We start from the raw sequence: 25552 nt of genomic DNA on the forward strand, positions 1-25552 counted from the left end.
CGAGAATCCTTTCGATGATCCATCAACCATTCTTTGGGCGCACGGCGCCCTGTTCTTTCCCGGCCCGGACCGGCGGCGGCGCGGCTCAGCCGGGCACAGTGGCGCCGAGGGCGAAGTCGAAGTTCCCCACCCCGTGACGGGCGAGACCCATCATGACCAGGCCCGTTCCTTCCAGCCAGTGCGCCATGTGCAAGCCGCCGACGTCCAGTGGGCGCAGCCCGAGGCTCGAGATGAACTCCGCCATACCCGCCTTGGCGCGCGCGTCGTCTCCTGCGATGAAGACGTCGAGCGGCCGGCCCTGGGCAAGGACAACACCGAAGACGGTGTTGAATGCCTTCACCACGCTGGCGCTGGCCGGGGCCGCCTTGGCAACTTCTTGCGCGATCGAGGTTTCATCAGGGATGGCTAGCCCGTCGGCCGCGGAATTGAAGGGGTTGCTGATGTCGACGATGACCTTGCCCGCCAACGCGTCTCCGTACTGGGCGACGACGGGAATCACATTGGCGTACAACAGGGAAACGATGACGATGTCCCCGGCCGGGACGGCGCCGAACTCTCCTGTCGTGGCGCTGCCGCCAAGAGCCTTGGCCAGGTCAGCAGCCTTGGACTGATCGCGGCCGATGACCTCGACAGTGTTGCCGCCCGCTACCGCCAGTGCGCCGATGGCGCGGGCCATGTTCCCGGTGCCGATGATGCTGATGCTGCTCATGAGGTGTCCTGTCTCGAATGAATGTTGAAAAGGTTGACTCGTCCACCTTAATCCGATTTTGATGACACGTCAACCAATTGGGGTAACATGGAGAGCGATGGAACCGAACTGGCTGAACCCTCGCGAAGAACGCGCCTGGCGGGCCTTCCAGCACGCGCATCATCGGCTCGACGTGCATCTGAACCGGGGCCTGCAGGAATCGGGCCTGTCGGGGGCCGACTACGAGGTCCTGGCGGTGCTCTCAGGTCACGACGGGGACCGCATGCCCGCCCGCGACCTGTGCAACACACTGGGCTGGGAGAAGAGCCGGGTCTCCCACCAGGTGCGGCGCATGCAGAAGGACGGGCTGATCTGTCGCGAGCCCAACCCCGACGACGCCCGCAGCACCATGGTCTGCCTGCTGCCGGCTGGCCGCGCCGCCATCGAGAAGGCTGCGGCCGGGCACGTGGCGGACGTCCGCCGGAACTTCATCGACCTGCTCACCCCGGCTGAGCTCGACATGCTTGCCGCCCTCAACGAACGAGTCCTGCGCCACCTGGCCAAAGACAACGCCTCCCTCGCTGAAGACGAGCCCTCATAGCCTTCGTCGACTGTGAGCAGTGGGGCAGTCATGCCGCGCCCTGCTCCAGCTCAAATATTGGGATGGTGCGTGTGGTTTGTGACTGGTAGTTCGCGTACGCGAATGCAGGTGCGGTCGCGTTGATTCTGGGGATGACCACTTCACGTTCGGACGCGTCGAGCTCGCGCGCGACGACCTCGAACGAGCCGGTCGTGGCCTCGACGTGCGCGCGGGGGTTGGCCCGCAGGTTGTGTACCCATGCCGGATTGACGTCGGCCCCGCCGTAACCGGCGACGATCAGCAGCTTGCCGTCGATGCGAAACACCACCAGTGGGGTGACCCGCGGCTGGCCGGACTTGGCGCCCGTCGTCGTGAGTAGCAACAGCTCGTTGCCTTTGAATCGCCCCCCGACCTTGCCGGCGTTCGCGCGAAACTCATCGGCGATATTGGCGTTCAGTGCTTTTAGCGTCTCGGGATCGGGTTTCTCGGCCACGGCACACACAGCTACTTGGTCACACCGTCTATTCCCCCTGGCTTGATCTGCCGGGCGCGGCGGCACGGTTGAGGATTTGCGTCTTGACTGCGACCCGCATCGCAAGTGAGTCACGGCGAGGGCCGACTAAGTCGTGTCGCCGGACGAGTCCGAGGCGGGACTTTGGCCCGTCTACGACACCGGCCCTGACCTGGGGAGTCGGTACCTGATCGTCGTCTGCCGCCGGGCTGGCCCACTATGACATCGAGAAGTTGGGCTAGGGGTCGAGTTGGGCGGGGGCGACCCGGCACCCGGCGGCTTGGGCTCCGGCGTGCAGGCGTCGGTCCCAAACGGCGATGATCAGGCCAGGATCACCGACAGCCAACGCGCTGGCCAGATGAACAGCGTCGGCTCCGCGCAAGGCATGGGCGCGGGCGAGCCGGCCGGCGTGCTGTTCAACCCTCGCGGTGAGTTCGACCGGGCGGGTGGCGGCCCAGAAGTCCTCCCAGTCACGCTCGGCAGCGGCAAGCTCCGATTCAGCTAGGTCGTGATTGCGGGCTGCTGCCGCGAGTGCGGCGCGGACTTCGGGGTAAGCCAGACGGCTGGACAACGCGGCGTCGCAGTTGTCCCATAGCGCGGACGCCAGCGAGCTCCCTGTTTCGGTAGTGAGAAGTTTGACGAAGGCGCTGGCGTCGAAGTAGACGAGCGGCACCGGTCAGCGCCGCTGGTCGCTGACCCGGTCAGACACCGGCCGCCGCGGTCGGGGCCGGGACCGACCCGCAGCGACGGGCCGCTGCGCGGTGGCCTTGCCAATCATGCCTTCGGCCGTGAGACGTTCCAAGGTGCCGGCGCTGTCCAGCGCAGTCAGTCGCGCGACCGGAATCCCGCGGTCGGTGATGACGACCTCACGACCTGCCCGAGCTCGATCGAGCCAATCGCTGAGGTGCGCGCGCAACTCAGTCACGGATACCTCCACACCGTGAATGTACACTCACTGAAGCATGATTTGTACATGTCGCTACCGGTGTGATCGCGGCTTCGCCGCTCAACACACTCCATCGGCTCGGAAATGAACGCGAGCGTTCATTTCGCTCGCCTCAGTCGTGTGTCCGAGGGGGACTTGGCGACTTGCGACACGAGTCGAGACTCTTTTCCAACTCGGTCGCTGACCCGTGCCCTCACAGCTGGTCAAGGCGTGTTTTCGTGCCTGGTAGAGACCTCGAAGGGTTCATGACGTCCTCGGCGCGGGGATGCGTTCCGTTTCATTCGTACTGTCCAGCACGCGTTGATCCGCATAGCTACGCGCTTGAAATGTCGACGCGTCCCGTCCGCTGGATCGGACTGCAGACTTGGATTTGCTTGGAGCGTTGAGCTTCAGGAAGTGAGCCCGGACACGGCCGGACGACCGTGGCGCTCGGGCTTCGCGGTTTTCTCCAGCACCGCAGACGTCGCGGATGTTGATTGCTGCGGGCGTATTCCACACACGCGACGGATTGAGAGCGTCGTGGACAGTACGTACCAAATCCTATACAGTATCGATAGTTGTGTGCAGGATTTGGTACGGAGGGCGATCGCCATGAACGATGCAGCCAGCCTCGACAGCCTGAGCGCCATGCCAGATACGTTCCGATTCTCCGAAGCCCTGGAGCATATGAATAGGCGCCAGTTCTACAACCTTCGCGACGAAGGGCGCATCGTTCGGATTGCGCGCGGTCTCTACCGCAAGAGCACGTGGTACGGCGATGAAGACCTCGCCGAGATCAGCTCTGCGTCACCGCAGGCGACCATCGCCCTGCGATCGGCACTGGCACGCCACGATCTCATCGATGACATCCCTGACCTGCTGGACATCGCTATCCCTCGGGGCACCTGGGCACCGCGGCTGAATACACCGATCAGGTGGCATCGCTTCGACCCGGCCACCTTCGCTATCGGACGCGACATTTTGCCGATCGACGCCGGCACACAGATCGGCATCTACTCCGCACCGCGCAGCATCATCGATGCATACCGCCTGCATCATTTCGAAGGGATCGACCTGGCCAACGATGCCCTCAAGCGGTGGTTGCGCCAGGGCGGCCAACCCTCCGAGCTGCTACGCATGGCGCGGTCGTTCCCACACGCGCAGCGCGCACTCCAGCAGGCGCTGGCGATCTTGCTATGAGCCCAATCTCGCGCCAAACCGCCGGCGGCCGTGCATACATCGATTTGCAGCGGCGTGCTAAAGAAGGCAGACGCAGTACCCAAGAGCTGCTCCAGCTCTACATCCTCGAGGGATTCCTTGCTCGCCTCAGCCGCAGCCCGTCGAGTGAGAAGTTCGTCCTCAAAGGTGGGGTTCTCCTGGCGGCGTTCGGTAGCCGTCGACCTACTCGCGACGTCGACCTGGCCGGTCAGGACCTTGGAAACTCCGAAGCCGAGATCGTTGCGCTCATCAGATCCGTCCTTGCTGTGCGCCTACCTGAGGATGACGGAATCGAGTTCGATTCTGCCGCAGTGCGTTCGGAGACATTCGTGACGATGATGAGTACTCCGGCGTCCGTGTCAGCGCCGATGCTCGTGTCGCTACGTCGCGGCACAGGTTCCATGTTGACGTGAGCGTCGGGGATCCCATTGTGCCCAGCCCCACGCTGGTATCGGTGCCACGGTTGCTCGGAGGGGAGCCCATCACCCTCAACGGCTACCCGCTGCACATGGTGCACGCCGAAAAGGTTGTGACTGCCGTGCAGCGCGGTGTTGCCAATACGCGCTGGCGCGATTTCGGTGACATCTGGGTTCTGGCTCGCTCTCGGGCGCTGGGTGGAGCCGACCTTCAGATAGCCATCAGGGAAGTTGCGCAACATCGACGTGCCAAGTTGATACCGCTGGCCGACGTGCTCGACGGCTATCCCCAACTCGCTCAGTCCCGTTGGGCGGCGTGGCGCAACCGACAAGGCCGCGATAAACTCCCCGAGCAATTCGCCGATCTGCTCGCCGAAGTCATCACCTTCGCCGAACCCGCGATCACCGACGACCTCACCAGCATGAACTGGAGCCCAGGCGACGGGAGATGGCGATAACGCACGACGGGCATCCGAAAGCGTCGTCTGACGCTCTGGCCTGGCGAGTCAATGAGTCCTTCCTGCGAACCCGAATCGAAAATGGGTTACCACGAATCGATTACCGAGTACCTTCAGGTTTCGCAAACATAAGAAATCCCCTCCGATACCGTTCGGAGGGGTTTTTGGAGGTAAATAGCTAACCTAATTGTGTCCGAGGGGGGACTTGGCCACTTACGACACGGGTTCTGACCTGGCGAATCGGTACCTGATCGTCATCCATGCCGGGGTCGACCCACCTCTGACGTCGAGCGGTCGGATTAGGGGTCGAGTTGGGCGGGGGCGAGTCGGCACCCGGCGGCTTGGGCTCCGGCGTGCAGGCGTCGGTCCCAAACGGCGACGATCAGGCCGGGTTCGCCGACTGCCAACGCGCTGGCCAGATGGACAGCGTCGGCTTCGCGCAAGGCATGGGCGCGGGCGAGGCGGCCGGCGTGCTGTTCAACCGTGGCGGTGAGTTCGATTGGGCGGGTGGCGGCCCAGAAGTCCTCCCAGTCACGCTCGGCGTCGGCGAGCTCGGATTCGGTTAGGTCGTGATTGCGGGCTGCTGCAGCGAGTGCGGCGCGGACTTCGGGGTAGGCCAGGCGGCTGGACAATGCGGCGTCGCAGCCGTCCCACAGCGCGGATGCCAGCGAGCTTCCTGTCTCGGTGGTGAGAAGTTTAACGAAGGCGCTGGCGTCGAAGTAGACGAGCGGCACCGGTCAGCGCCGCTGGTCGCTGACCTGGTCAGACACCGGCCGCCGCGGTCGGGGCCGGGACCGTCCCGCAGCGACGGGCCGCTGCGCGGTGGCCCTGGCAATCACGCCTTCGGCCGTGAGACGCTCCAAGGTGCCTGCGCTGTCCAGCGCAGCGAGTCGCGCGACCGGAATCCCGCGGTCGGTGATGACGACCTCATCACCAGCCCGAACTCGATCGAGCCAATCGCTAAGGTGCGCGCGCAACTCGGTCACGGATACCTCCACACCGTGAACTGTACACTCGCTGAACCGTGATTTGTACATGTCACTTCTGAGTGTGGCAACGACGACCTGAGAGATTGACCCGCGCAAGCCGGAGGCGAGGTGGCAACGGGCCGGTACACCGATTCGTCCGCGGTGCTGGCGACGCCGAGACGGTCGATATTATGGTGGCTGGTGGCCTTCCGTCCAAGCTGCATCCGAAGGTGTTGCGGCGGAAGGTGTTTGCCGTCCCCGGTGGGACTTCGGCGCGGCTGGCGTTCGTGGTCAGCTGTATGAAGACGGCAGCGCCTCGGTGTCGGACGCCGGGTCTAGCTTGCAGCAGCGGGCTCTTGAATTCTCTGCGTGAGGTGCTGTGTGCGGTGACTGCCGACGATCGCCTTCATTGGCGTTCTGTTGCCAGCGACCCGATTGAACGACTCTCCCAGTAGTAACAGTTGGCCTGAGTCGCGAAGAACCTCGACATCCCTTGGATCGTATTCGTATGACGGAGCGTGCTTCAAGCTGGTGTAGGCGTCCCAGAACAGTTGGCTCCACATGTCCAGTTGGTGGCATTACCCCGAGACCGTGGCTAAGAGACCGAAATCACAACTACCCGTTTGAAATTCAATAGCCCACAACTGACTAGGAACATAAGGGGTAACCGAGCTTCAACTTGGGTGCGATTGCTGAACAACCGTTTTTACTCAATCGTCACGTCGAGGGGCTCGCCCATCGGGCGGCCAGGAGTCGGTACCCGACTCAAGCGGAATATTCAAGGATCGAAGCAGGATCGAAAAGAGCCGCCAATTGGCGATCGCTCCGACAAGTTCGACCAAAACCGCGTGATCGCCATTGAATGCCTTGTGGCACGCGGCCCAGTTTTCCTCGGCAATGACCCCGTCACGTACCACATCATCGGTCGCCGCCAGGACCGCACGCTCGGCATGGCCCAGACGATTGGAACTCTGCCAGTCACGCACCGCCAGAAGGTCATCCGAAGCCACACCGAGCAGCGTCGCGATTCGCCAATGCTGTGTCCACTCATATACCGACCCCGTTACCCAGCCGATGCGCATGATGATCAATTCGCGTAGCCGGGCGTCGAGCACACCGTTAAATAGCAGCGCCTCAAGCATTCCGTACAGGGCCACTGCGAGGCTCGGCTGGTGAAGTGCCACGCGAAATACTGACAGTTCTGCCATCTCTGCGGGCAGCCCACACTCGGCAGCCCGCAGCCGGGCCTGCTCAAGGTCGAGCATCGGTACGCGTTCCGTTCTCGTCACGTGTGACCTTCCTCTGTTGAAGCTCCGCATGCTGTGAGGGCGTGGGCACGAAGACGTTGTGCAGGGCCGCACTCGATTTGGCATTTTCATCTGCAAGCGAACTGAGCAGCGGCGCGAGACCAGCGAATCCGGTTGATTCTCTTGTGATCCGGTCGAACGGCCAGCGGCGCGTGGCCAGAATCTCGAGGGCTGCCCGGTAGGCGGGATACTCCACGCCGAGTGCACCGGCGATGTGTAATTCCTTATACACCAGCGTGTCTGGTTCAAAGCCGGGCGCGCCGCCTCCGCCGCGGGTGCCAGCAACCACGACCCTGCCGCCAGGCCTGGCAAGGGCGACGGCGTCGGCGAACGCGGAGGGTGCTTTGGCGGTGACATCGATGACCACGTCGGCAAGCTGTCCGCCTGTCTCACGCTGGAGCGCTGTCACTGCATCGTCCTGCGATACGTCGATGGGCAGGTCGACACCGAATGATCTGGCTATGGCCAGTCGCTGATCGTCGCGTGGACCGATGCCGGTCATCGCGACGAAAGCGGCTCCCGCCTCTTTCGCCGCCACCGCCGCGCAGATCCCGCGGATGCCCGGTCCCAGTATCGCTACGATACCCCCCGCCTTGGTGTCGGGAAGAGTTTTCCCCCATTGGATACCGGCCCCGAGAGGGTTGAACAACGTGGCGAGAACGGGGTCCATGTCTTCGGCAATCGGGAGTAGCATCGCGTCCCACGGAAGCTCCACATGGGTGGCGTATCCGCCCCATAACCCGGCGCCGATCTCCACGTCGACGAACCCGAACATGGTGGCGATGCCGTTCACCGCACATCGCCGGTATTCGCCGCGGCGACACTCCGGGCAGTCTCGGCAGGACCGGAACACCTCGACGGCCACGCGCTGGCCGGCCCGGACGCACCAGCGTTCGCTGGCCGCATTGCCGACATGTTCGACGATGCCGACGATTTCGTGACCTGGAACGAATGAGAAGCCGGCAGGCAGGTGTCCGGTGAATTGTTCGTGATCTGTACCGCATAGACCACATGCTTCAACTCGCAGGATCGCACCGCGGTCACCGACGTCGGGGATGGTCATCTGGCGCCGCTCCAGATTCCGCGGTCCGGTCAACACCATGGCCTCGGCGATCATGGAAGCTCGAATCCCGTGGACGACCCTGTGTTTCGGAGGCAAACCGTTCTGCCAACGTACATCTCGCCCGCCATCGCCTCGGCAATCTGCGGATCGTCGCTGCGTGCGACGACTCTTCGCCCGTCGGACAGGTGCGCGATGGTCGGTGTCCATCGAGGTCGCCCGTCTCGGTCGTATTCGACCGTGTACCCGTCCACTGTCGCGCGACCGGTCGCCTCGTCGACGCCTGCGACGGCCAGCCGCGATGAATCGATCGGAGTTTGTTCGTCTGCCGTGTCGATCAGTCGCCACCCGGTTGGTGGAGGGGTGGCCGACCACACACCGACCGAATGTTTCGTCGAATACCAACCGAGGCCGGTGACGACGTCGTCCCCGCGATGGGTGACTTCGCCTACGCCGACCGCCACCGGAGTACGCGCTTCTACCGACAATCGATCACTCGCTCAGGGCCACGGGCTGTTGTGAGACACGAATGCGATGGTGTCATATCTGCAGTCAAGCCACAATGGTGTGCGCCCGCGGCATACTGGCTGTTGTGTCGACGAAGTTGGTGCGATGGGGTGCCGCCGCGCCGTCAGATCGTGATTCCGCTCGCGACCGATTGCTAGATGCTGCCGAGCGGTGCCTAGAGAGTTGCGGCGTGGTAGGCACGACCATGGAGGACATCGGCAGAACAGCGGGTGTCTCCAGGGCAACGGTGTATCGCTACTTCCCTAATCGGGAGGCGGTGATGTCGGGCGTCATCATTCGCGCCGCCGAGCGCTATCTCGATCGCATCAACCCCCGGATCGCGGAGCACACCGATCTGGGCTCCGCTCTCGTCGATTTCGTGGAATACACAGTTGAGGCCGCGCGCCGCGAAGAGATCATCGGATTGTTGTTCGGCAGCGACGAGGAACTCGCCGGCGTTGGCCTCGCGGCGGGGACCTCGACGTCACTCTTCGAACTCGTCACCGAGTTTCTCCGTCCCATCTTCAGGAGACACTGGAGTTACGTAGAACCGGGCGTCTCCGTCGACGACGCCGCCGAGTGGGTTCTCCGCACGATACTGAGCCTGCTGACTGTTCGAGGACCGCGGGAGCGCAGTCGTGACGGGCTCCGGACATTTCTTTCAAGGTTTCTCCTTCCCGCAATCCTGGCGAGCGACCATTGTCGACCGATGTGACAGACAAGGCGTAATGTCTCAACCACAGCTGAGGTAGGAGGCCGGACATGTCTGTGCAGTTCACCGCGTTCAACCAGCAGGTCGCTGAACAACTGCAGAGCGCAGCAGAAACCACGGGCGGGCTGGCCGGTTACCTCGGCTTCCGGCACACTGAATTCACTGCTGGACGGCTCGTCGCGGAGATGGACGCACGCGACGACCTGAAGACGCCTTTCGGCAACTTGCATGGCGGCTGCTTGTCGGCCATGGTCGACCATTGCCTTGGAGTGGTGTTTTATCCCGTGATTCCGATGGGATCCTGGGTCGCGACGACGGAGTTCAAACTGAATTTGCTTCGTCCAGTCTCCAGCGGAACCTGTGTAGCCACGGCTGAGATCATCTCGCTGGGCAGAACCAGCGGTGTGGCACGTATCGACATCTGCAACGACGGCAGAGCGGTGTGTGCGGCGCAGGGCACCGTCACCGTCGTCGCACCGAAGGCCATCTCTTGATGTCTGCAAACAGAGCACATGATTCGTCCGCTCCTGTCGTCGAGCGCGTGCCCACGGTGGATGGGCTCTCGCTGGCGGTCGACTTCTACCGCTGTGACGGACCGCGGGCGGTCGTGTTGCTCCTTCACGGCGGTGGTCAGAGCCGGCACGCCTGGGATGTCACCGCCCAACGATTGCATCAGCGGGGCTACACCGTTGCCGCCTACGACGCAAGGGGACATGGTGACAGCGACTGGGATCCAGACGGACGCTATGACATCGAACGGCTGGGGTCCGACCTGTTGGCCGTGCGCGCGTACGCCGGCTCCGCCCGCCCAGTTGCCGCGATCGGGGCATCGTTGGGCGGTTTGACCATCCTCGGCACGCACTTGCTCGCCCCATCGGAGCTATGGCAGGCCGTCGTCCTGGTTGACATCACTCCGCGAATGCAGATGCACGGCGCCCGCCGAGTCCTATCGTTCATGTCGGCCCATCCCGAAGGTTTCGACAGCCTAGAGTCGGCCGCTGACGTGATCGCCGCCTACAACCCGCACCGCCCTCGCCCCGAAAACGTCGACGGCCTTCAAAAAGTCCTCCGCCGACGTGGAGACGGTCGCTGGGCCTGGCGATGGGATCCGGCGTTTGCGACGTCGAATTTTCAGTTCCTGCAGAGTGATTCAGACGACGGCGCAGAGGAGTTCGAGATGATGAGCGCATTCCTTGTCGATGGCGCGCGACAGGTGTCCGCGCCGGCGCTGCTGGTCCGCGGCCTGCTGTCGGACATAGTCTCCGAAGAGACAGTGAAGGATTTCCTCACCTTGGTTCCCCACGCGCAAACCGTTGACGTGTCGGGCGCGGGCCACATGGTTGCTGGCGACAACAACGACGCATTCTCGACGGCGGTCGTCGACTTTCTCGACCGTACCGTTTGACGCCAGTCGTCGGGCTGCGCGGGAGATCCCAGTTCGCCACCTATTCTGCTCGTATGCCAACTGATTCGGCGCGGATGTCGTTTCGCCGACATATCCGCGAGCAGGTCTTGAGGGCGACACGGGAACTCACCATTGAGAAGGGCTGGGAACAAGTCCGAGTGAGTGAGGTCGCCGAACTTGTCGGCGTCTCCCGACCGACGCTATACAAGGAGTTCGGCGATAAGCAGGGACTTGGTGACGCGCTCGTGGTGGCCGAGGGTCAGCGCTTCCTGGAGGGTATCCACGCCATCCTCGCCGAACACACCGGCGACGTTCAGGGCGGCATCACCGCAGCGGTGCGGTTCACCCTGCGTGAAGCAGAAGCCAGTCCGCTCCTGAAGTCGGTGCTGACGTCCAGCCACTCAGGGGATGATCGCGCCGGTGCGCCGACGACGGGCGTTCTTCCTCTCCTGCCGACATCGGCGTCCCTGCTCCAGCTCTCCTCCGCGGCTTTGGTCGCGTGGTTTCACGACCACTTCGCCGATCTCGACTCCGAAGACGTCGAGGAGGTCGCAGACGTTCTGGTGCGGCTCACCGTGAGTCACGTCGTCCTTCCCTCCGCGGACATCGCCACCACGGGTGCGCGGATCTCGCGGGTGGCGCTCCGCTACCTCGGCGTTGGCTATAGATAGCTGTGACTTGAGCGGTCTTAGCCTCGATCCACTGACAATGGACTGTTTGTCGGGGTGTCGGGATAAGGAAAGTGCGTTCTGAGCTGGGAAGATTGATATTGTTCAGGCAACAATCGGTCCAGTTCGAGAACGGCACTTCCGGCGCGAGTGTCCCACACGTTCACCCCGCGGTCCGATGTGTTCGATGAGGACATCTGGTGTCGTGCGCGGGCCTGGTGCCGGTGATGGCGCTGGCTGAGCAGGCAGGCCTATCGGAGTTGTTGGCCAACAAGATTCACATCGCAGCTCCCAGGGTCAAGTCGAGGTCGGCCAATCCGGCTCCGAAACTGGCCACCCTGATCGCGAGCATGTACGCGGGCGCGGATTACATCGATGATGTCGACCTGGTCCGCGCTGGCGGCATAAAAACCCTTTTTCCGCCGGGTGTATCCCCCGTCAACGATGGGAACGCTGTTGCGGGAGTTCACTTTCGGTTATGCCCGCCAATTGGATTCGGTGCTGGCCGAGCATCTGGCCGGCTTGTGTGACCGGGTGAATCTGCTGCCCGGCGCGCAGGCTCGGGCCTTCATCGAACACCCGGGGAGAGGCGACGCTGCAGAAAGACGCCGCAAAGGTCGGGATCTCCGGACCCGCCGGGACAGCTCAATGTGGTGAGAGCCGAAACTCGCTCGGAGAGCGGCCGGTCCATCGCTTGAAGGCGTGTGAGAAGTTGGCGAGGTCGCTGTATCCGAGATCCGTGGCGATCTCACTCACCGATAGGGATCGGTCGAGTAGCTGCAGCATCGCGCGCTCGCGCAGGAATGCTTGGCGCAACTCGCGAAAGGTGGTCTCCTCTTCGGAGAGGCGCCGCTTGAGTGTGCTGGTGGACATCGACAGCTCATGTGCGAACCAATGTTTACTTCGGCGTCCGGGCTCCTTCTGCAGCAGCCGTCTCACCTTCTCCGAGAACGACGTGGTTTCGCTCCGCTGGTCGAGAGTTCGCTGCAGATCGACGATGGCGAGTCGGTATGCGACGGGATCGGAGAACCGGCACACCTCGTTGAGCGTGTCCGCGGGAACATGGAGGAAGGACATCGGAGCGTCGAAGAACAGGCGCCCGGCGGTAAGGTCGTCCTCGCGATCTTTCAAGGCGGCGGGCGCTGGCCAACTCAAGTGGAGTGTGAGGGTCGGCGCCGCACGGACGAGCATGTCCAGCAGTCGCAACAACGCCAACCCGGCGTACGTGACGGCGAGGCAGTCCAGGGCACGATCGCTGGTGTGTCCCCAGAGCCCGACGGTGAGGCCTTGGTCATCTGGATGAAACTGTGCTTTGACAGCCGTCGTGATCAACGGCAGATAAGTCAGCAGCTCTACGATCTCGGCCACTGAGCCCGCGCTGACCAGCGGAACACTCAGCGGGCCGAAGGACGTCAACTGTGCCTGTTCGGCTAACGCAAATCCGAGCAGCGTTGCCTGATCGATGTCTAGACCGGGGTACGCCTCACGAAACCACCGTAACGGGGCCTGGATATCACGCTGAATCAGCGTCGCCTCGTCGGTTCCTTCGCGAGCCATGATGTTGCGAAGCCGCGCGACGGCGTCTGGGTCAAACGCCGGGCTCTCGAGCATTTGCACGAATGCGAGTGGGGGCACACCCGCGTCATTGGGGTTCACTGACCATGGCCCCTTTGAGCCGAAATCACAAGTTTCTGACTCCGGCGAACATAGCCGCAGCGCTCATCTGGCGCAAGACTTGTGTCAAGTAACTGAGGACACGCAAGGAGCCTGGCTATGGCAGTTGTCACATTTGTCTCCCACGGCGGCGAGAAGTATGAGGCGCCTCTCGAGGAAGGTCAGTCACTGATGCGGGTCGCGACCAACAATGCGGTGCCCGGCATCGACGGCGACTGCGGAGGCGAAGCCGCGTGCGGCACCTGCCATGTGATCGTCGATCCGCAATGGTCCGATCGGGTCGGCCTCTCCGGGGCCAATGAAGAGGAGATGCTCGCGATGAACCCCGAGCGTCAGCCGACCTCCCGGCTGTCCTGCCAGATGCAGGTCTCTGAGGCGTGGGACGGTTTGATCGTCCATCTGCCCGAGTTCCAACTGTGATGACGAAAGAGAGGTGAGACGTGAGCAATATTCGCGAGGCAGTCACTGCCAAGGCTCAGGCAACAATTCCGATGGACCGAATAATCCAGGGCGCCCACCTCTACGACAGAACGCGGCGCTGGGTCACCGGCACCAACGGTGAAAAAATCTTCATCGAGCGACCGATCCCGCCGGCTGACGAGGTTGAACTGACCGACATCGACCTTAGCAATCCTTTCCTCTATCGTCAGGGTCGCTGGAAGTCCTATTACGAGCGCCTACGCAACGAGGCTCCCGTGCACTATCAGGCCCACAGCGCGTTCGGCCCGTTCTGGTCGGTGACGCGGCATGCCGACATCGTGGCCGTCGACAAGAACCACGAGGTCTTCTCCTCCGAGCCGTTCATCGTCATCGGGAGCCCGCCGCGCTTCCTCGACATTGCGATGTTCATCGCGATGGACCCCCCAAAACACGACCGGCAACGGCAGGCTGTCCAGGGTGTGGTCGCACCGAAGAACCTGCGTGAGATGGAGGGCCTCATCCGCGAGCGGGTGGTAGACGTGCTCGACGCTCTGCCGCTTGGCGAACCGTTCAACTGGGTGCAGCACGTCTCGATCGAGCTAACCGCGCGCATGCTGGCCACGCTGCTGGACTTCCCGTTCGAGCAGCGGCGCAAGCTCGTCCAATGGTCCGATCTCGCCACCTCCATGGAGCAAGCCAACGGTGGGCCCTCGGACAACGACGAGATATTTCGCGGCATGGTCGATATGGCTAGAGGTCTCAGCGCTCACTGGCGGGACAAGGCAGCCCGGACAGCTGCCGGAGAGCTGCCCGGCTTCGATCTGATCACCATGTTGCAGAGCGACGAGAGCACCAAGGACCTGATCGATCGCCCGATGGAGTTCTTGGGCAACTTGGTATTGCTGATCGTGGGTGGCAACGATACGACCCGCAATTCCATGAGCGGTGGTGTTCTGGCGCTGAACGAGTTCCCTGACCAGTTTGAGAAGCTGAAGGCGAACCCCGAGCTGATCCCCAACATGGTCTCGGAGATCATCCGGTGGCAAACCCCGCTCGCGCATATGCGCCGGATCGCCAAGGCCGACACTGTGCTCAACGGGCAGTTCATCCGCAAGGGCGACAAGGTCCTGATGTGGTACGCCTCGGGCAACCGCGACGAGCGCGTGTTCGATCGGCCCGATGACCTGATTATCGATCGGGCCAACGCCCGTAACCACATCTCCTTCGGTTTCGGCGTGCACCGCTGTATGGGTAACCGGCTGGCCGAGATGCAGTTGCGGATCCTGTGGGAGGAGCTGCTTCCGCGGTTCGAGAACATCGAGGTCGTCGGTGAGCCCGAGTACGTGCAGTCCAACTTCGTGAGGGGGATCAGTAAGCTGATGGTCCGCCTCACCCCGAAAGGTGGCGCATGACCGTGCAGCGAGCGGTCATCGCGGGGGCCAGCCACGCGGGCACCCAGCTCGCCGCCAGTCTTCGCCGAGAAGGGTGGGACGGCGAAATCGTCCTCGTCGGCGATGAGTCGGCGTTGCCCTACCAGCGGCCCCCGCTGTCCAAGTCGTACCTGGCCGACAAATGCGAACTGGCCGAACTCGCGATCCGCAACTCGGATTTCTACGCCAAGCAGCGGATCCGACTCCTGGATGCGACGGTGGCGGCGGTCGACCGCTCGGCTGGTCATGTCGTGCTGAGTACCGGCGACGCACTGCCCTACGACAAGCTCGCGCTGTGCACTGGCGCCCGGCCTCGTCGGCTCCCCACCCCGGGAGCGGACCTGGCCGGAGTCTTCTACCTACGCACCGCCGCGGACGGCGAGATGATCCGAGAGGCCGCCGGCCCCGGGCGTCGGGCGGTGATCGTCGGCGGCGGCTACATCGGACTGGAGACAGCCGCCTCGTTGCGTGCACTGGGTCTGGAGGTCACCCTGCTCGAGGCGACCGGGCGCGTCCTTGAACGGGTCACCGCCCCGGAGGTATCGGAGTTCTTCGACCGGATCCACCGGGAGGAGGGCGTCAACATCCGGACGGGCACGCTGGTCGAGGCTCTGTCCGGCGACGGCAGGGTCCGCGAAGTAATCCTGGCCGGTGGCGAATCAATTCCCGCCGACCTCGTCATTGTCGGCATCGGCGTGGAGCCGAACACCGAGCTCGCCGCCACCGCGGGCCTGGTCGTCGACAACGGCGTCGTGATCGACGATCAGGCCCGGACTAGCGACCCCGACATCGTGGCCGCCGGGGACTGCGCCAGCCACGACATGGCCCGTTACGGCCGTCGCATCCGCCTGGAGTCCGTGCCGAGCGCGGCCGAGCAGGCCAAGGTCGCCGCCGCGACCGTCTGTGGGAAGTCCAAGAAGATAGCGGCCCTTCCATGGTTCTGGTCAGATCAATACGACCTCAAGCTCCAGATCGCCGGTCTCAACACCGGGTACGACGAGGTCGTCCTCAGCGGCGACCCGACCCGGGAGCGCGACTTCACCTGCTTCTACCTCCGTGCCGGCGAGCTTCTTGCCGCCGACTGCATCAACCGTCCCCGCGACTTCATGTTCAGCAAGCGGGTCATCACGCAGCAAGTCGCCGTCGAACGGGCCGAACTGGTGCTCGCCGGCTCGGACTGAGGTGCCGGCGGTGCGTAGGCGGTGGGAACGACGACGGCGGATGCGACGCGTGTCTTGGAGAGGTACTTCAGTGACAATTGCCATCCAGCCCCGCTGGCAAAGGAACGCTAGCGGCTGCCCGGCGGTCGCCTTGGCGCAGCGCATCAGGACCTAGTGGGGTTTCCCAACGAGCATGACGATTCTTTCCGGAGGAGCAGCGTCAGAAGTCGGTGCCTGTTCTGTTCTGTTCTGTTCTGACAATGAGGTTAGTTGAGGTTGACGGTGGCGGTATTTAGGGACGAGGACGAGGTCTATGCCTTCCTGGGCGGGATCTTTCGGCGGGGTTTGGAGAAGGAGGGTCTGGCGGACAAGCTCGCGAATTCGGGTGTGGTGTTGCGGGTGCATTACACAGATCCGGATGCGGTTGTGACGGTGGACATGCCGAACAAGGTGGTGGAGACCGGAGCGGCCAGTACCGCGGTGCCCAACGTGGAGTTGTTCATGTCGGCAGACACGGGGAACAAGTTCTGGTTGGGGAAGGTGAACTTGACGATGGCGATGGCCAAGGGAACGGTACGTGCGAAAGGTCCGGTGCCGAAGTTGATCAAGTTGATCCCGCAGGCCAAGAACCTGTTCCCCGAGTACCGGTTGATGCTGGAGAGCCAGAATCGGCAGGACCTCATCGATGCGTGACCCTCGCCTCACCGCGGGCTGTAGGGCGGGTGTGCGATGAGGAGCACGATGCAGGACGTTGCGTTGACTGTGCCCGCGATCGTGGCCCATGCTTCGGCAGTCCATGGCGATCGCGAGGTGCTGACTGCGCGCGGACCCCGGCAGATCTCTGGGGTGTCCTATCGCGAGGTGGGTGAGCGTGCGGCACGGTTGGCAAATGCTTTGCGCCAGATCGGCATCCGTGGAGATGAGCGTGTCGCGACGCTGCAATGGAGCAACCAGGAGCATCTGGACTGTTACGCGGCGGTGCCGTCGATGGGCGCGGTGCTGCATACGTTGAACCTGCGGCTGCCGCCGGAACAGCTGACGTGGATCGCCAATCATGCCGAGGATCGGGTGATCATCGTCGACAGTACGGTGCTTGCCCTTTTGGCGGCGGCGTTGCCGTCGATGACCTCGGTGCGCACGGTGCTAGTGACCGGAACCGGCGATCTTGCCGCGGTCGAGGGGTGCGGAAAGGACGTCCTACGGTACGACGATGTGGTGGCCGCCCAGTCGAGTACGTTCGAGTGGCCCGATGTCGATGAGCGGTCGGCTGCAGCGATGTGCTATACGAGCGGTACCACCGGGCACCCGAAAGGTGTTGTCTACAGCCATCGTTCGACGTGGTTGCACTCTCAGGCGGCGTGCACCTCGAATGCCTTGGGCATCGGTCATGACGACACGGTGTTGGCGATCGTTCCGATGTTCCACGCCAACGCGTGGGGGTTGCCGTATGCGGCGATGATGGCCGGCGCGCAGCTTCTGCTGCCTGACCGTTTCCTGCAGGCGGGGCCTTTGGTGGAGATGATCGAGGCGGTGCGGCCGACGATGGCGGGGGCGGTGCCGACAATCTGGACCGATGTTCTGCATTACTTGCGCGACAATCCTGGCCATGACGTGAGTTCGCTGAAGATGGTGGCCTGCGGTGGTTCGGCGGTTCCGCGGTCGTTGATGACCGCCTATGACGAGCTGGGCATCCGCATTGTGCAGGCTTGGGGGATGACTGAGACTTCCCCGCTGGCCTCGGTCGCTCTGCCGCGGAGTTCTGATACCCCGGAGAGGTCGCTTCACCTGCGCGCAACCCAAGGCCGGGTGGTGGCCGGTGTGCAGGCCCGCATCGTCGATGACAGCGGTGCAGAACAACCGTGGGACGGAAAATCGGTGGGGGAGATTCAAGTCCGCGGCCCGTGGATCACTCAGTCGTATTACGAGAATGACAGTCCGGCGGCGTCGCCGGACGGGTGGTTGCGTACCGGGGACGTCGGGACGATCAGCGCGGACGCGCTCATCGCGCTGACCGACCGCTCCAAGGATGTCATCAAGTCCGGGGGCGAATGGATCTCCTCGGTGGAATTGGAGAACGAGTTGGCCGCTCACCCTGCGGTGCGCACCGCCACGGTGATTGGAGTGCCCGACGACAAGTGGCAGGAACGGCCGCTGGCGGTGGTCGTCCTGGCTGCCGACCGCACCGCCACCGCGGCGGAGCTGACCGAATTTCTGCGTGCGCGGGTGGCCAAGTGGTGGCTACCGGAACGGTGGGCGTTCGTCACCGACATTCCGCTGACTTCCACTGGCAAGTTCGACAAGAAGAAGCTGCGCCGCCAGTTCGCCGACGGTGACCTCATCATCGAGACGCTGGCGTGAATCATCAATCCACTGCGACCGAAACACTGACGTTAAGGAGACACACATGAAGACACGTGCTGCAGTGCTGTGGGGCCTAGGAGAAAAGTGGGAAGTCGAGGACATCGAGTTGGATCCTCCCGGCCCCGATGAAGTGCTCGTCCAGCTGACCGCGACCGGGTTGTGCCATTCCGACGAACACCTCGTGACCGGCGACCTGCCCATTCCGCTGCCCGTCGTCGGTGGCCACGAGGGTGCCGGCACCGTGGTCGAAGTGGGTGCGGGTGTCGAGAACGTCGCCGAGGGCGATTCGGTGATCCTGACGTTCCTGCCGTCGTGCGGGCACTGTTCCTATTGCGCGCGGGGGATGGGGAACATGTGCGACTTGGGTGCCGCGCTCATGATGGGACCCCAGATCGACGGCACTTACCGTTTCCATGCCAGGGGTGAGGACGTCGGCCAGATGTGCCTGCTGGGCACGTTCTCGGAATACACCGTGGTCCCCAAGGCGTCTCTGGTCAAAATCGACCAGGGGACACCGCTGGACAAGGCGGCGTTGATCGGGTGTGGTGTGACGACCGGGTACGGGTCGGCGGTGCGCACCGGTGAGGTGCGTGCCGGGGATACCGTGGCGGTGATCGGAGCCGGTGGCATCGGCATGAATGCGATTCAGGGTGCCCGCATCGCGGGCGCGTTGAACATCGTGGCTGTCGATCCGGTGGCGTTCAAGCGTGAACAAGCCGGCGGTTTCGGTGCGACGCATGCCGTTGCCACGATCGACGAGGCCTGGTCACTGATCAGTGACATCACCCGCGGCAAACTCGCCGATGTCTGCGTCTTGACCACCGATGTCGCCGAAGGGTCCTACATCGGCGAGGCGCTGTCCTTGGTCGGTAAACGCGGCCGTGTGGTCGTTACCGCGATCGGGCACCCCGAAGACACCTCGATGTCGGGTTCACTGCTGGAATTGACGCTGTATGAAAAGCAGATCCGCGGCGCTCTGTACGGTTCTTCGAACGCCGCCCACGACATCCCGCGGCTCGTCGAGCTCTACAACGCCGGACACCTCAAGCTGGATGAGCTGATCACCCGTGAGTACACCCTCGATCAGATCAACGAAGGCTACGCGGATATGCGATCGGGCCGCAACATCCGAGGACTCATCCGATTCTGATAAAGCAGCCGAAGCGCGGGAGCGCGACCACGGGAGCAAGCGAGCTGAGTACAACGGTTGAGTGCTGCGCGTCTGTGGCTCTTACCGTTGACGTGTTGATGCAGGACTAGCGATCGAAAGTCAATGTGCCCCATCGCCATAGGCTGTCGAGATGCGCGGCTGAGGTTGGCTGCGGTCACGCGTGTTGGTGTTGGCACCTACTGTCAGCCGGGAAGCCGTGATGAAACGTAGCTTTTGACGAGTCTCAACAGTGCTACTGACAAGGAAGGAAGCGGCGATGACGAGGATTCAAGTTCCCTATCCCCATAGGAGGGGAGGGCACTGTGGTTCCGGTGCGCTTCGTGACCTTACTGAATGGGCCCAACTCGGATGGGGGACAGAAGCACTCAGTGAAGGATTGGTCTTCACCCTCGGCGGAGTCTTGGACTTCTCGTACGTCCGCTCTACGCAGTTGTTCCCCCAGGTGTACCTGGTAGGACGAGGAAGCGACCTGGAACAGGATTACCTCTCCCGGGTTGGCGCAAAGTTCGTCGTGCGATCGACCGATGACCCGGACGTGGGATGGGCATTTGTGACCGACGAAATCGACAAAGGTCGACCCGTCATGGTCTGGGCTGACATCGGCGAACTTCCTTACCTGCGCGTCCGATTGCACATGAGCCGTCACGACATTGTCATCACCGGATACGATGACGAACAACGGGTCGCCTATGTGGTCGATAATGACCGCGAGACAACCCAGACGGTGGCCTACGACGACCTACGCCGGGCGCGGTCCTCGGTCGGGTTTCCCACACCTACCCGGCACACCACATATCACGTCGACTGGCCAGAGCGAGTGCCAGACCTTGGGCCGATCGCGGCCGCTGCACTCGCCGCGAGCGCAGCGTTCATGCGCGGCGGTGCCGTAGGTGCGCCGCTACTGCGCATCGAGGCAGCTGAAGTCGAATCTTCCGGTTTGAAGGGTGTGCAGGACTTCGCCGATGACGTAGGGCATTGGCCAACGCTGTTCGATGACGATGCCCTGACCGCGGCATTGTTCGGGCTCGGGGCGTTCATCGAGAAAGCCGGTACCGGCGGCGGGCTCTTTCGTACGCTGCAGGCAGACGGTTGCCAGAACATCGCCGATCTCCTAGATGACGCCGCCACTGCCGAAGCGGCTGCCGCGGCCCGACATGCTTCCAAAGCGTGGTCTACGCTTGCGGCCGCAGCCACGGATGCCGGCACATCGCTACGGAGTCGTAGTCTAGCTGCGGCCAAAGTCGCCGCGACGATCCCGGACGCCGAAACGCGCCTCGTCGAAGCCCTCGAAACGGCCAGTCGATCCGTTGGCACTGTCGATACCGGCATCGAAGCTCATCTGAAAGGCTATCTGTGAGTGGCACTTCAAATCAATCGAGTTTCCTGAAGACTACTGGTTTCTCGATTGGCAGCATGACGATGTTCAGCGCTTCGCCCAGAACGCGGTCGGTGACGTTCGTGACCCTTGTGCAGAAGGCGAGGTTGACCGTCACCGCTGTGGGGGACAGGATTTGGTATGACCCCTATAGCACCGACGACGACCCCGAGCATTATCGGGCGAGCTATGCGGCGACAGCGTCGAGGGCGTATTGCGGGGCAGGACCAAATGGCTGATAGTGACGGAACTGGAAGGTGTACCGCAGCGATGATCTCGGCGGGCTAACGAGTCCTTTACATACTGTCTTCGGGCGATCAGCCCAGCCGACGTCGGCGCAGTTCTTCAGTCGCATGGTGGTCCATGCACTGCGTGGTCCTATTTAGGAGGATTTCGTCATCGACGAGCAAGCGGAAGAAGATTCGGCCATCGCGTGGTGGCATAACTTTCAGAATCGTGTTATCGCCGCCGACGGCGACTACCTCGATGCGCACCATCCGTGGTGCCTTGGTTGCGGCACAGACAATCCGCACGGTCATCGCCTGCGAGCGCGTCGGCGTGGCGACGGGGTGGGCGCCAGGCATATCTTCGACGGCCGACATCGCGGCGCACCCGGGATCGCACATGGCGGCGCAGTCATGACGGTTCTTGACGACACGGTGGGCATGCTGCTCTACGTCGTCGGTGAGATGGCCGTCACCCGTAAGCTCGACACCGAGTTCTTCGCGCCGGTATTGCTGGGGGTTCCCTACGAGGTCAGCGCGGAGCTCGTGTCCAGAACCGGCCGGAAACTCGAAGTGCGGACAGAATTGCGCGAGGAAGCCACCGGCCAGCTGGTCGCGTCCGCGTCCGGGTTATTCGTCGTCGTCACGCTGGATCACTTCACTAGCTCCATACAGAAGGCGTCGTCAATACGCTGCACTGCGCGACCACCCTGGGAAGGATGACTCAACCCGTAAATCTGCTCATTTTTCAACCGGCGCAGGCTGCTCAGGATTGAACCGGGGCCGACAGGGGGTTTGCTAAGCAAACGCGTACTCGACCACATCGTGGTGTACCAGCCTTCGGTAGCGTGACGCCGCAGCGTGTCGGCGAAAATACCGCCGGTCTCATCTGTTGTGGCCCGCCGGGGAGTTGATATCGACCTGGATGTGCGAAGCGGCCGGGTCAGGTTTCTGGCCGAGGGTATACAGGCCAAGACTGCCGAGAAAACCCGCACAATGCTCGATAAGCACTTCGGTCGATAGGTTTAGTTGTCCGTCTATCCAGCGACGGAGAATCTCGAACAGGCCCCCGACACCGTAGGTAGCGGCGAGATCTGCGACCTGAATCACCTCGCTGGGTATATCGAGATGCAGGCGGGCCTCTCTGAGGACGAGCTCCGCAAATTCGGACATCAGTTCGCTTCGCAGCTGCCGAAGCAGGGGTTCAGCGCCCGATTCGACAAACAATATGCGGGCCATGCTGGGATCGTTCTCGATCATCTGAACCAGGGCCTTTATCGGAGCGTAAGCGAGTTCTTGAGGAGCAACGGTGTCATCCGGTATCGCCTTGGTGATCACGGCTTGGAAGGTGGTGGAGATCTTGGTGAACATCGCACGCAGGAGCGCGTCTCTGTCGCGAAACTGCTGGTAGAAGTACCGGCTCGTCACTCCTGACTCCGTACACACAGCGGTCACGGTGCACGCGGCGGCTCCCTGCTTGCCCATGAGCGCGACCGCGGCGTCAATCAGCAGTGCGCGGCGCTGCGCATCGCGTTGAGTTGCGGACAGCCCGCCATAAACACGTGCTGGACTCATGCCCTACATTCTGGCAGTCTCATGTGACAAGGCCTAAAGTCAGATCACGCAACGGAGGAAGGACCCCGTCAAGATGCCGGAAGATCGAGCCTCGACCAAGAGCCGTGTATTGCCAAAACCCCGGCGCGTTCGTTTCCCCATGCCCACCTCCACGAAGCGGCGACACTTCGTGGATGGCGACCTGGTGATGAGCCATTTCATCTCGGTGCTTTCTGCGACCTTCCCGGAAGGGGAAGACTTCTTCATCCGCTCGGTCAAGTATTTCCAGAGTTCCATCGACGATCCCCAATTGCTGACAGCGGTCAAGGGTTTCATCGGGCAAGAGGCCACACACCGACACCAGCATCGGCTCCTCAACGAACGGCTCCAGGCCATGGGTTATCCGACCGCGCGGATCGACCGCCACGTCGCACGCCTGATCAAGCGATTGGAGCGGCGCTTTTCGCCAGAAATGCGGCTGTCGATGACCTCTGCATTGGAGCACTACACCGCGACGCTCGCTGAAATCATTCTCACCAGCGATGACGCGCAGAAGCTCATCGGACAGACAGAGGTTCGACCGATTCTGCTGTGGCATGCGTTCGAGGAGTCGGAGCACAAAGCCGTCGCCTTCGACGCCTATCGGCTGATTGGAGGCACCGAGCGCACCCGCGTACGGGGCATGCGGATCGCCTCTGCAATTCTGTTCGGCGAACTCATTCTGCAGACTGCGCTGTCGATGGCCTCTGACAAGGCCTCGTATAACCCGGTCACGTTGGTGCGTAGCCTACGTCGCTTCAGTCGCACCCCGATGTTCACCGCCGATGCGCTGCAGCGATTCCGTTCGTACAACCGCCCCGGCTTCCACCCTGATGATTGGGACAGCACCGCGGTCCTGGAGCGATGGAGCAAGGAACTGTTCGACCAAGACGGCTCACAGAAGGTCATCGCTCAGCCGGGGTAGCAAAAGTGCGTGAGGAGGGCGACGCAGAAAGACACTGTTTCTGCGTCGTTCCTCCAAACAATCGACAGCGCGCCTGTCGTCACGGATTGGATGCCCGGTGGCGGGTCAAGGCGACAGTCATACAGACAAGTGCAGTCGGCCTCGAAACTCACGGAAAGGTTAAGCCTCAGCCGCTGACGACGTAGCGTTGAGCCAAGGTTTCAGCCAGTCGGCTCGTGTGCGCGACCACTTCCTTTTCGGTCACCGCGAGCAAACCGGAGTGCCAGGCCGTGATGACTTCGACGAACCCCCCCACCGCAACCAAAGTGTCCATACGAAGGGCCGTCTCGTCGGCGTCTTCTCTGAGATGTGGCCGGCTTGCCTCGACGACCAACTGCGTTGCCTCCTGCAGCGCCACAGCGCGGCGATCTTGCAGCGGTGAGCTACCTACATGCTGAGCGAGGAGGATGTGCGCCCGGCCAGGATCGCGTGCGATCCGGTCGACCACGATGGCGATCGCCGCGGTGATGGTTTCGATCGGCGGCCGATCCACACGCTCGTCGAAGAGCGCGGAAACCTCGCCGAGCATGTCATTGCGAACGCCATCCCACGCTGCGACGAGAAGATCCTCGCGCGTCTTGAAGTCCTCGTAGAAGTATCGATCGTTGAGCCCTGTCCGGGCGCACACGCCGCGCATAGTCACTGCGGCCCAACCGCTCTCACTCCAAATCTCGGTCGCAGCCTCGATCAATTGCTGCCGTCGCTCTGCTCGACGCTCAGCACCGGTCCGACCACCCCAGCGCGTGTTTCTCGACCGCACATCAAACATCTTGACAAAACGTCGGGCTCACGACCAAACTGGTGGCATGCGACACCAATGGTGGCTGATGCCCCCAAATCAATGGTCTCCCGCACCGGAAATCAGTGTCGCGATCCGAAAGGCAAGCAGATGAGGTTCTTGCCGTTCGGTAGTTCACCAGGTAGAACCCACCGCGCCCACGCAGTAGTCACAGGCGCAGGGAGCGGTATCGGCCGCGCGTTCGCCGTTGAGCTTGCACGCCGAGGTGGACGTGTTGTGTGTGCGGACAAAGACCCCATCACTGCGAAAGAGTCGGCCGAGTTGGTGAGGCAGGCCGGCGGCGAGGGTTTCGACGTCGTATGCGACGTCACCGACCTTGAGCAGGTCCGTAACCTCGCTGATGCCAGTGAAGACTGGTTTGGCAAGGCGGCGAGCCTGGTGATCAACAACGCCGGAATCGGTGCGGGCGGCAATCGCATCGGCGCTACGTCGGTCGAGGACTGGAACGCTGCGATTTCTGTCAACCTTTGGGGTGTTATCTACGGGTGCGAGACTTTCGTTCCCCGGCTCCGGAGCAACGGCCGTGGCGGAGTGATCAATGTGGCGTCCGCCGCGAGTTTCGGCTCGGCGCCCCGAATGGGGGCATACAACGTGAGTAAGGCCGGAGTGCTCGCTCTGTCCGAGACCTTGGCGGCCGAACTGAGCGGTACTAACGTCAATGTCACAGTGCTTTGCCCCACCTTCGTCAAGACGAACATCGCCAAAAATCCTCAGATTGAGGAGTCGGCGGCGAAACTCGCGACCAACCTGATGAGGTGGACCGGCATTTCGCCGGATCAAGTGGCTCGAACGACCTTGAACGCGCACGATCGCGGACAAATCTATGTAGTGCCCCAACTGGACGCGAAAATTTTGTGGCAACTGAAAAGAGCTTTACCCGGTCAGTTTACGCGGGCGTTGGGGCTGGTGGAGCGCGTGGCCTCATGGAACGATCCAGCCGAACAGAGGGAGCAGTGAA

Annotated in this window: 28 protein-coding genes and 4 pseudogenes; 19 read left to right on the plus strand and 13 right to left on the minus strand. The window is 62.6% G+C overall.

Going from position 1 to position 25552, the window contains the following annotated elements; genetic code table 11:
- Positions 1-85: 85 nt before the first annotated feature.
- The gene (locus tag AC5Y5W_RS05735) at positions 86-709 is read right to left on the minus strand and encodes an NADPH-dependent F420 reductase (RefSeq protein ID WP_500009065.1); all 624 of its coding nucleotides are present in this window, start codon (positions 707-709) and stop codon (positions 86-88) included.
- A 97-nt stretch (positions 710-806) separates the two neighbouring features.
- Between AC5Y5W_RS05735 and AC5Y5W_RS05740 the strand changes: the two genes are divergently transcribed.
- On the plus strand, positions 807-1289 hold the full coding sequence (locus AC5Y5W_RS05740) for a MarR family winged helix-turn-helix transcriptional regulator (RefSeq protein ID WP_500009066.1): 483 nt from the start codon (positions 807-809) through the stop codon (positions 1287-1289).
- 28 nt (positions 1290-1317) lie between these two features.
- On the opposite strand, the gene AC5Y5W_RS05745 is transcribed toward AC5Y5W_RS05740, so the two are convergent.
- The 3 genes and pseudogenes from AC5Y5W_RS05745 to AC5Y5W_RS05755 form a co-directional block, all read right to left on the minus strand.
- The gene (locus tag AC5Y5W_RS05745; protein ID WP_500009067.1) at positions 1318-1761 is read right to left on the minus strand and encodes a nitroreductase family deazaflavin-dependent oxidoreductase; all 444 of its coding nucleotides are present in this window, start codon (positions 1759-1761) and stop codon (positions 1318-1320) included.
- A gap of 256 nt (positions 1762-2017) precedes the next feature.
- Positions 2018-2452, minus strand: coding sequence for a type II toxin-antitoxin system VapC family toxin (locus AC5Y5W_RS05750; protein ID WP_500009068.1), 435 nt, complete (start codon positions 2450-2452; stop codon positions 2018-2020).
- 3 nt (positions 2453-2455) lie between these two features.
- Positions 2456-2781, minus strand: a pseudogene (locus AC5Y5W_RS05755) (type II toxin-antitoxin system Phd/YefM family antitoxin); the annotation flags it as partial.
- Positions 2782-3121: 340 nt separating this feature from the next.
- On the opposite strand from AC5Y5W_RS05755, the gene AC5Y5W_RS05760 reads away from it, so the two are divergent.
- From AC5Y5W_RS05760 to AC5Y5W_RS05770, 3 genes are read left to right on the plus strand one after another with little or no spacing between them, the layout of a single operon-like run.
- Entirely contained in the window at positions 3122-3904 is a 783-nt protein-coding gene (locus tag AC5Y5W_RS05760) for a type IV toxin-antitoxin system AbiEi family antitoxin domain-containing protein (RefSeq protein WP_500009069.1), read from the plus strand.
- A complete protein-coding gene (locus AC5Y5W_RS05765) occupies positions 3901-4335 on the plus strand; it encodes a nucleotidyl transferase AbiEii/AbiGii toxin family protein (protein ID WP_500009070.1) in 435 nt (144 codons plus the stop codon). Before AC5Y5W_RS05760 ends, AC5Y5W_RS05765 begins: the two co-directional genes overlap by 4 nt.
- Positions 4248-4796, plus strand: a complete 549-nt coding sequence (locus AC5Y5W_RS05770; RefSeq protein ID WP_500009114.1) for a nucleotidyl transferase AbiEii/AbiGii toxin family protein — start codon at positions 4248-4250, stop codon at positions 4794-4796. The genes AC5Y5W_RS05765 and AC5Y5W_RS05770 overlap by 88 nt, the downstream gene beginning before the upstream one ends.
- A 299-nt stretch (positions 4797-5095) precedes the next feature.
- On the opposite strand, the gene AC5Y5W_RS05775 is transcribed toward AC5Y5W_RS05770, so the two are convergent.
- The 5 genes and pseudogenes from AC5Y5W_RS05775 to AC5Y5W_RS05795 form a co-directional block, all read right to left on the minus strand.
- Positions 5096-5530 carry a type II toxin-antitoxin system VapC family toxin gene (locus AC5Y5W_RS05775; RefSeq protein ID WP_012394840.1) on the minus strand — a complete coding sequence of 145 codons (435 nt, stop codon included), beginning with the start codon at positions 5528-5530 and terminating at the stop codon, positions 5096-5098.
- A gap of 3 nt (positions 5531-5533) precedes the next feature.
- Positions 5534-5988 (minus strand): annotated as a pseudogene (locus AC5Y5W_RS05780) (type II toxin-antitoxin system Phd/YefM family antitoxin).
- A gap of 486 nt (positions 5989-6474) precedes the next feature.
- Positions 6475-7053, minus strand: coding sequence for a carboxymuconolactone decarboxylase family protein (locus AC5Y5W_RS05785; protein WP_012394838.1), 579 nt, complete (start codon positions 7051-7053; stop codon positions 6475-6477).
- Entirely contained in the window at positions 7016-8188 is a 1173-nt protein-coding gene (locus AC5Y5W_RS05790; RefSeq protein WP_012394837.1) for a zinc-dependent alcohol dehydrogenase, read from the minus strand. The genes AC5Y5W_RS05785 and AC5Y5W_RS05790 overlap by 38 nt, the downstream gene beginning before the upstream one ends.
- A pseudogene (locus tag AC5Y5W_RS05795) lies at positions 8185-8553 on the minus strand (TLP1 C-terminal extension domain-containing protein); the annotation flags it as partial. The pseudogene AC5Y5W_RS05795 and the gene AC5Y5W_RS05790, both read right to left, overlap by 4 nt.
- A 275-nt stretch (positions 8554-8828) precedes the next feature.
- Here AC5Y5W_RS05795 and AC5Y5W_RS05800 point away from each other — a divergent pair.
- From AC5Y5W_RS05800 to AC5Y5W_RS05820, 5 genes and pseudogenes are all read left to right on the plus strand, one after another.
- Positions 8829-9353: a TetR/AcrR family transcriptional regulator gene (locus tag AC5Y5W_RS05800; protein ID WP_008256180.1), complete on the plus strand. Its 525-nt coding sequence runs from the start codon at positions 8829-8831 to the stop codon at positions 9351-9353.
- Between the two features lie 53 nt (positions 9354-9406).
- Positions 9407-9844 (plus strand): PaaI family thioesterase, encoded by a 438-nt coding sequence (locus AC5Y5W_RS05805; protein WP_041325313.1) that lies wholly within the window; start codon positions 9407-9409, stop codon positions 9842-9844.
- On the plus strand, positions 9844-10755 hold the full coding sequence (locus tag AC5Y5W_RS05810; RefSeq protein WP_012394833.1) for an alpha/beta fold hydrolase: 912 nt from the start codon (positions 9844-9846) through the stop codon (positions 10753-10755). The genes AC5Y5W_RS05805 and AC5Y5W_RS05810 overlap by 1 nt, the downstream gene beginning before the upstream one ends.
- A 92-nt stretch (positions 10756-10847) precedes the next feature.
- Positions 10848-11426: a TetR/AcrR family transcriptional regulator gene (locus tag AC5Y5W_RS05815; protein WP_172827193.1), complete on the plus strand. Its 579-nt coding sequence runs from the start codon at positions 10848-10850 to the stop codon at positions 11424-11426.
- A 147-nt stretch (positions 11427-11573) separates the two neighbouring features.
- Positions 11574-11999: pseudogene (locus tag AC5Y5W_RS05820) on the plus strand (IS1380 family transposase); the annotation flags it as partial.
- A gap of 69 nt (positions 12000-12068) precedes the next feature.
- On the opposite strand, the gene AC5Y5W_RS05825 reads toward AC5Y5W_RS05820, so the two are convergent.
- Positions 12069-13034 (minus strand): helix-turn-helix transcriptional regulator, encoded by a 966-nt coding sequence (locus AC5Y5W_RS05825; protein ID WP_046188922.1) that lies wholly within the window; start codon positions 13032-13034, stop codon positions 12069-12071.
- Positions 13035-13196: 162 nt separating this feature from the next.
- Between AC5Y5W_RS05825 and AC5Y5W_RS05830 the strand changes: the two genes are divergently transcribed.
- From AC5Y5W_RS05830 to AC5Y5W_RS05860, 7 genes are all read left to right on the plus strand, one after another.
- Positions 13197-13517: a 2Fe-2S iron-sulfur cluster-binding protein gene (locus tag AC5Y5W_RS05830; protein ID WP_012394830.1), complete on the plus strand. Its 321-nt coding sequence runs from the start codon at positions 13197-13199 to the stop codon at positions 13515-13517.
- Between the two features lie 71 nt (positions 13518-13588).
- Positions 13589-14929, plus strand: a complete 1341-nt coding sequence (locus AC5Y5W_RS05835; RefSeq protein ID WP_046188902.1) for a cytochrome P450 — start codon at positions 13589-13591, stop codon at positions 14927-14929.
- The gene (locus AC5Y5W_RS05840; RefSeq protein WP_012394828.1) at positions 14926-16128 is read left to right on the plus strand and encodes an NAD(P)/FAD-dependent oxidoreductase; all 1203 of its coding nucleotides are present in this window, start codon (positions 14926-14928) and stop codon (positions 16126-16128) included. The genes AC5Y5W_RS05835 and AC5Y5W_RS05840 overlap by 4 nt, the downstream gene beginning before the upstream one ends.
- Before the next feature lie 261 nt (positions 16129-16389).
- Positions 16390-16800 (plus strand): SCP2 sterol-binding domain-containing protein, encoded by a 411-nt coding sequence (locus AC5Y5W_RS05845; protein ID WP_016889191.1) that lies wholly within the window; start codon positions 16390-16392, stop codon positions 16798-16800.
- A gap of 48 nt (positions 16801-16848) precedes the next feature.
- Positions 16849-18465 carry a fatty acid--CoA ligase gene (locus tag AC5Y5W_RS05850; protein ID WP_016889190.1) on the plus strand — a complete coding sequence of 539 codons (1617 nt, stop codon included), beginning with the start codon at positions 16849-16851 and terminating at the stop codon, positions 18463-18465.
- Between the two features lie 46 nt (positions 18466-18511).
- Entirely contained in the window at positions 18512-19618 is a 1107-nt protein-coding gene (locus AC5Y5W_RS05855) for an NDMA-dependent alcohol dehydrogenase (protein WP_012394825.1), read from the plus strand.
- A 277-nt stretch (positions 19619-19895) separates the two neighbouring features.
- Positions 19896-20996 carry a BtrH N-terminal domain-containing protein gene (locus AC5Y5W_RS05860; RefSeq protein WP_042789224.1) on the plus strand — a complete coding sequence of 367 codons (1101 nt, stop codon included), beginning with the start codon at positions 19896-19898 and terminating at the stop codon, positions 20994-20996.
- 335 nt (positions 20997-21331) lie between these two features.
- On the opposite strand, the gene AC5Y5W_RS05865 is transcribed toward AC5Y5W_RS05860, so the two are convergent.
- Positions 21332-21616: a hypothetical protein gene (locus AC5Y5W_RS05865; protein ID WP_012394823.1), complete on the minus strand. Its 285-nt coding sequence runs from the start codon at positions 21614-21616 to the stop codon at positions 21332-21334.
- Here AC5Y5W_RS05865 and AC5Y5W_RS05870 point away from each other — a divergent pair.
- Entirely contained in the window at positions 21584-21961 is a 378-nt protein-coding gene (locus AC5Y5W_RS05870; protein WP_016889187.1) for a PaaI family thioesterase, read from the plus strand. The genes AC5Y5W_RS05865 and AC5Y5W_RS05870 overlap by 33 nt on opposite strands.
- 162 nt (positions 21962-22123) lie before the next feature.
- On the opposite strand, the gene AC5Y5W_RS05875 is transcribed toward AC5Y5W_RS05870, so the two are convergent.
- Positions 22124-22813, minus strand: coding sequence for a TetR/AcrR family transcriptional regulator (locus AC5Y5W_RS05875; RefSeq protein ID WP_012394821.1), 690 nt, complete (start codon positions 22811-22813; stop codon positions 22124-22126).
- Positions 22814-22886: 73 nt separating this feature from the next.
- On the opposite strand from AC5Y5W_RS05875, the gene AC5Y5W_RS05880 reads away from it, so the two are divergent.
- On the plus strand, positions 22887-23756 hold the full coding sequence (locus tag AC5Y5W_RS05880; protein WP_012394820.1) for a metal-dependent hydrolase: 870 nt from the start codon (positions 22887-22889) through the stop codon (positions 23754-23756).
- A 166-nt stretch (positions 23757-23922) separates the two neighbouring features.
- Here AC5Y5W_RS05880 and AC5Y5W_RS05885 read toward each other — a convergent pair whose 3' ends face one another.
- Positions 23923-24432: a TetR/AcrR family transcriptional regulator gene (locus tag AC5Y5W_RS05885; protein WP_461786723.1), complete on the minus strand. Its 510-nt coding sequence runs from the start codon at positions 24430-24432 to the stop codon at positions 23923-23925.
- Between the two features lie 252 nt (positions 24433-24684).
- Between AC5Y5W_RS05885 and AC5Y5W_RS05890 the strand changes: the two genes are divergently transcribed.
- Positions 24685-25551 (plus strand): SDR family NAD(P)-dependent oxidoreductase, encoded by an 867-nt coding sequence (locus AC5Y5W_RS05890; protein WP_012394818.1) that lies wholly within the window; start codon positions 24685-24687, stop codon positions 25549-25551.
- Position 25552: the final 1 nt, after the last annotated feature.

It is taken from the genome of Mycobacterium sp. NGS51, from assembly GCF_059812525.1.

What these genes read in the sequence shown, in the direction of transcription:
- AC5Y5W_RS05885 (WP_461786723.1), bottom strand. Translation starts at nt 24,432, where the DNA reads ATGCGCGGCGTGTGCGCCCGGACAGGGCTCAACGATCGATACTTCTAC.
- AC5Y5W_RS05890 (WP_012394818.1), top strand. Translation starts at nt 24,685, where the DNA reads ATGAGGTTCTTGCCGTTCGGTAGTTCACCAGGTAGAACCCACCGCGCC.
- AC5Y5W_RS05840 (WP_012394828.1), top strand. Translation starts at nt 14,926, where the DNA reads ATGACCGTGCAGCGAGCGGTCATCGCGGGGGCCAGCCACGCGGGCACC.
- AC5Y5W_RS05865 (WP_012394823.1), bottom strand. Translation starts at nt 21,616, where the DNA reads ATGTCGGCCGTCGAAGATATGCCTGGCGCCCACCCCGTCGCCACGCCG.
- AC5Y5W_RS05835 (WP_046188902.1), top strand. Translation starts at nt 13,589, where the DNA reads ATGGACCGAATAATCCAGGGCGCCCACCTCTACGACAGAACGCGGCGC.
- AC5Y5W_RS05765 (WP_500009070.1), top strand. Translation starts at nt 3,901, where the DNA reads ATGAGCCCAATCTCGCGCCAAACCGCCGGCGGCCGTGCATACATCGAT.
- AC5Y5W_RS05735 (WP_500009065.1), bottom strand. Translation starts at nt 709, where the DNA reads ATGAGCAGCATCAGCATCATCGGCACCGGGAACATGGCCCGCGCCATC.
- AC5Y5W_RS05855 (WP_012394825.1), top strand. Translation starts at nt 18,512, where the DNA reads ATGAAGACACGTGCTGCAGTGCTGTGGGGCCTAGGAGAAAAGTGGGAA.
- AC5Y5W_RS05790 (WP_012394837.1), bottom strand. Translation starts at nt 8,188, where the DNA reads ATGATCGCCGAGGCCATGGTGTTGACCGGACCGCGGAATCTGGAGCGG.
- AC5Y5W_RS05880 (WP_012394820.1), top strand. Translation starts at nt 22,887, where the DNA reads ATGCCGGAAGATCGAGCCTCGACCAAGAGCCGTGTATTGCCAAAACCC.
- AC5Y5W_RS05850 (WP_016889190.1), top strand. Translation starts at nt 16,849, where the DNA reads ATGCAGGACGTTGCGTTGACTGTGCCCGCGATCGTGGCCCATGCTTCG.
- AC5Y5W_RS05740 (WP_500009066.1), top strand. Translation starts at nt 807, where the DNA reads ATGGAACCGAACTGGCTGAACCCTCGCGAAGAACGCGCCTGGCGGGCC.
- AC5Y5W_RS05825 (WP_046188922.1), bottom strand. Translation starts at nt 13,034, where the DNA reads ATGCTCGAGAGCCCGGCGTTTGACCCAGACGCCGTCGCGCGGCTTCGC.
- AC5Y5W_RS05875 (WP_012394821.1), bottom strand. Translation starts at nt 22,813, where the DNA reads ATGAGTCCAGCACGTGTTTATGGCGGGCTGTCCGCAACTCAACGCGAT.
- AC5Y5W_RS05810 (WP_012394833.1), top strand. Translation starts at nt 9,844, where the DNA reads ATGTCTGCAAACAGAGCACATGATTCGTCCGCTCCTGTCGTCGAGCGC.
- AC5Y5W_RS05830 (WP_012394830.1), top strand. Translation starts at nt 13,197, where the DNA reads ATGGCAGTTGTCACATTTGTCTCCCACGGCGGCGAGAAGTATGAGGCG.
- AC5Y5W_RS05860 (WP_042789224.1), top strand. Translation starts at nt 19,896, where the DNA reads ATGACGAGGATTCAAGTTCCCTATCCCCATAGGAGGGGAGGGCACTGT.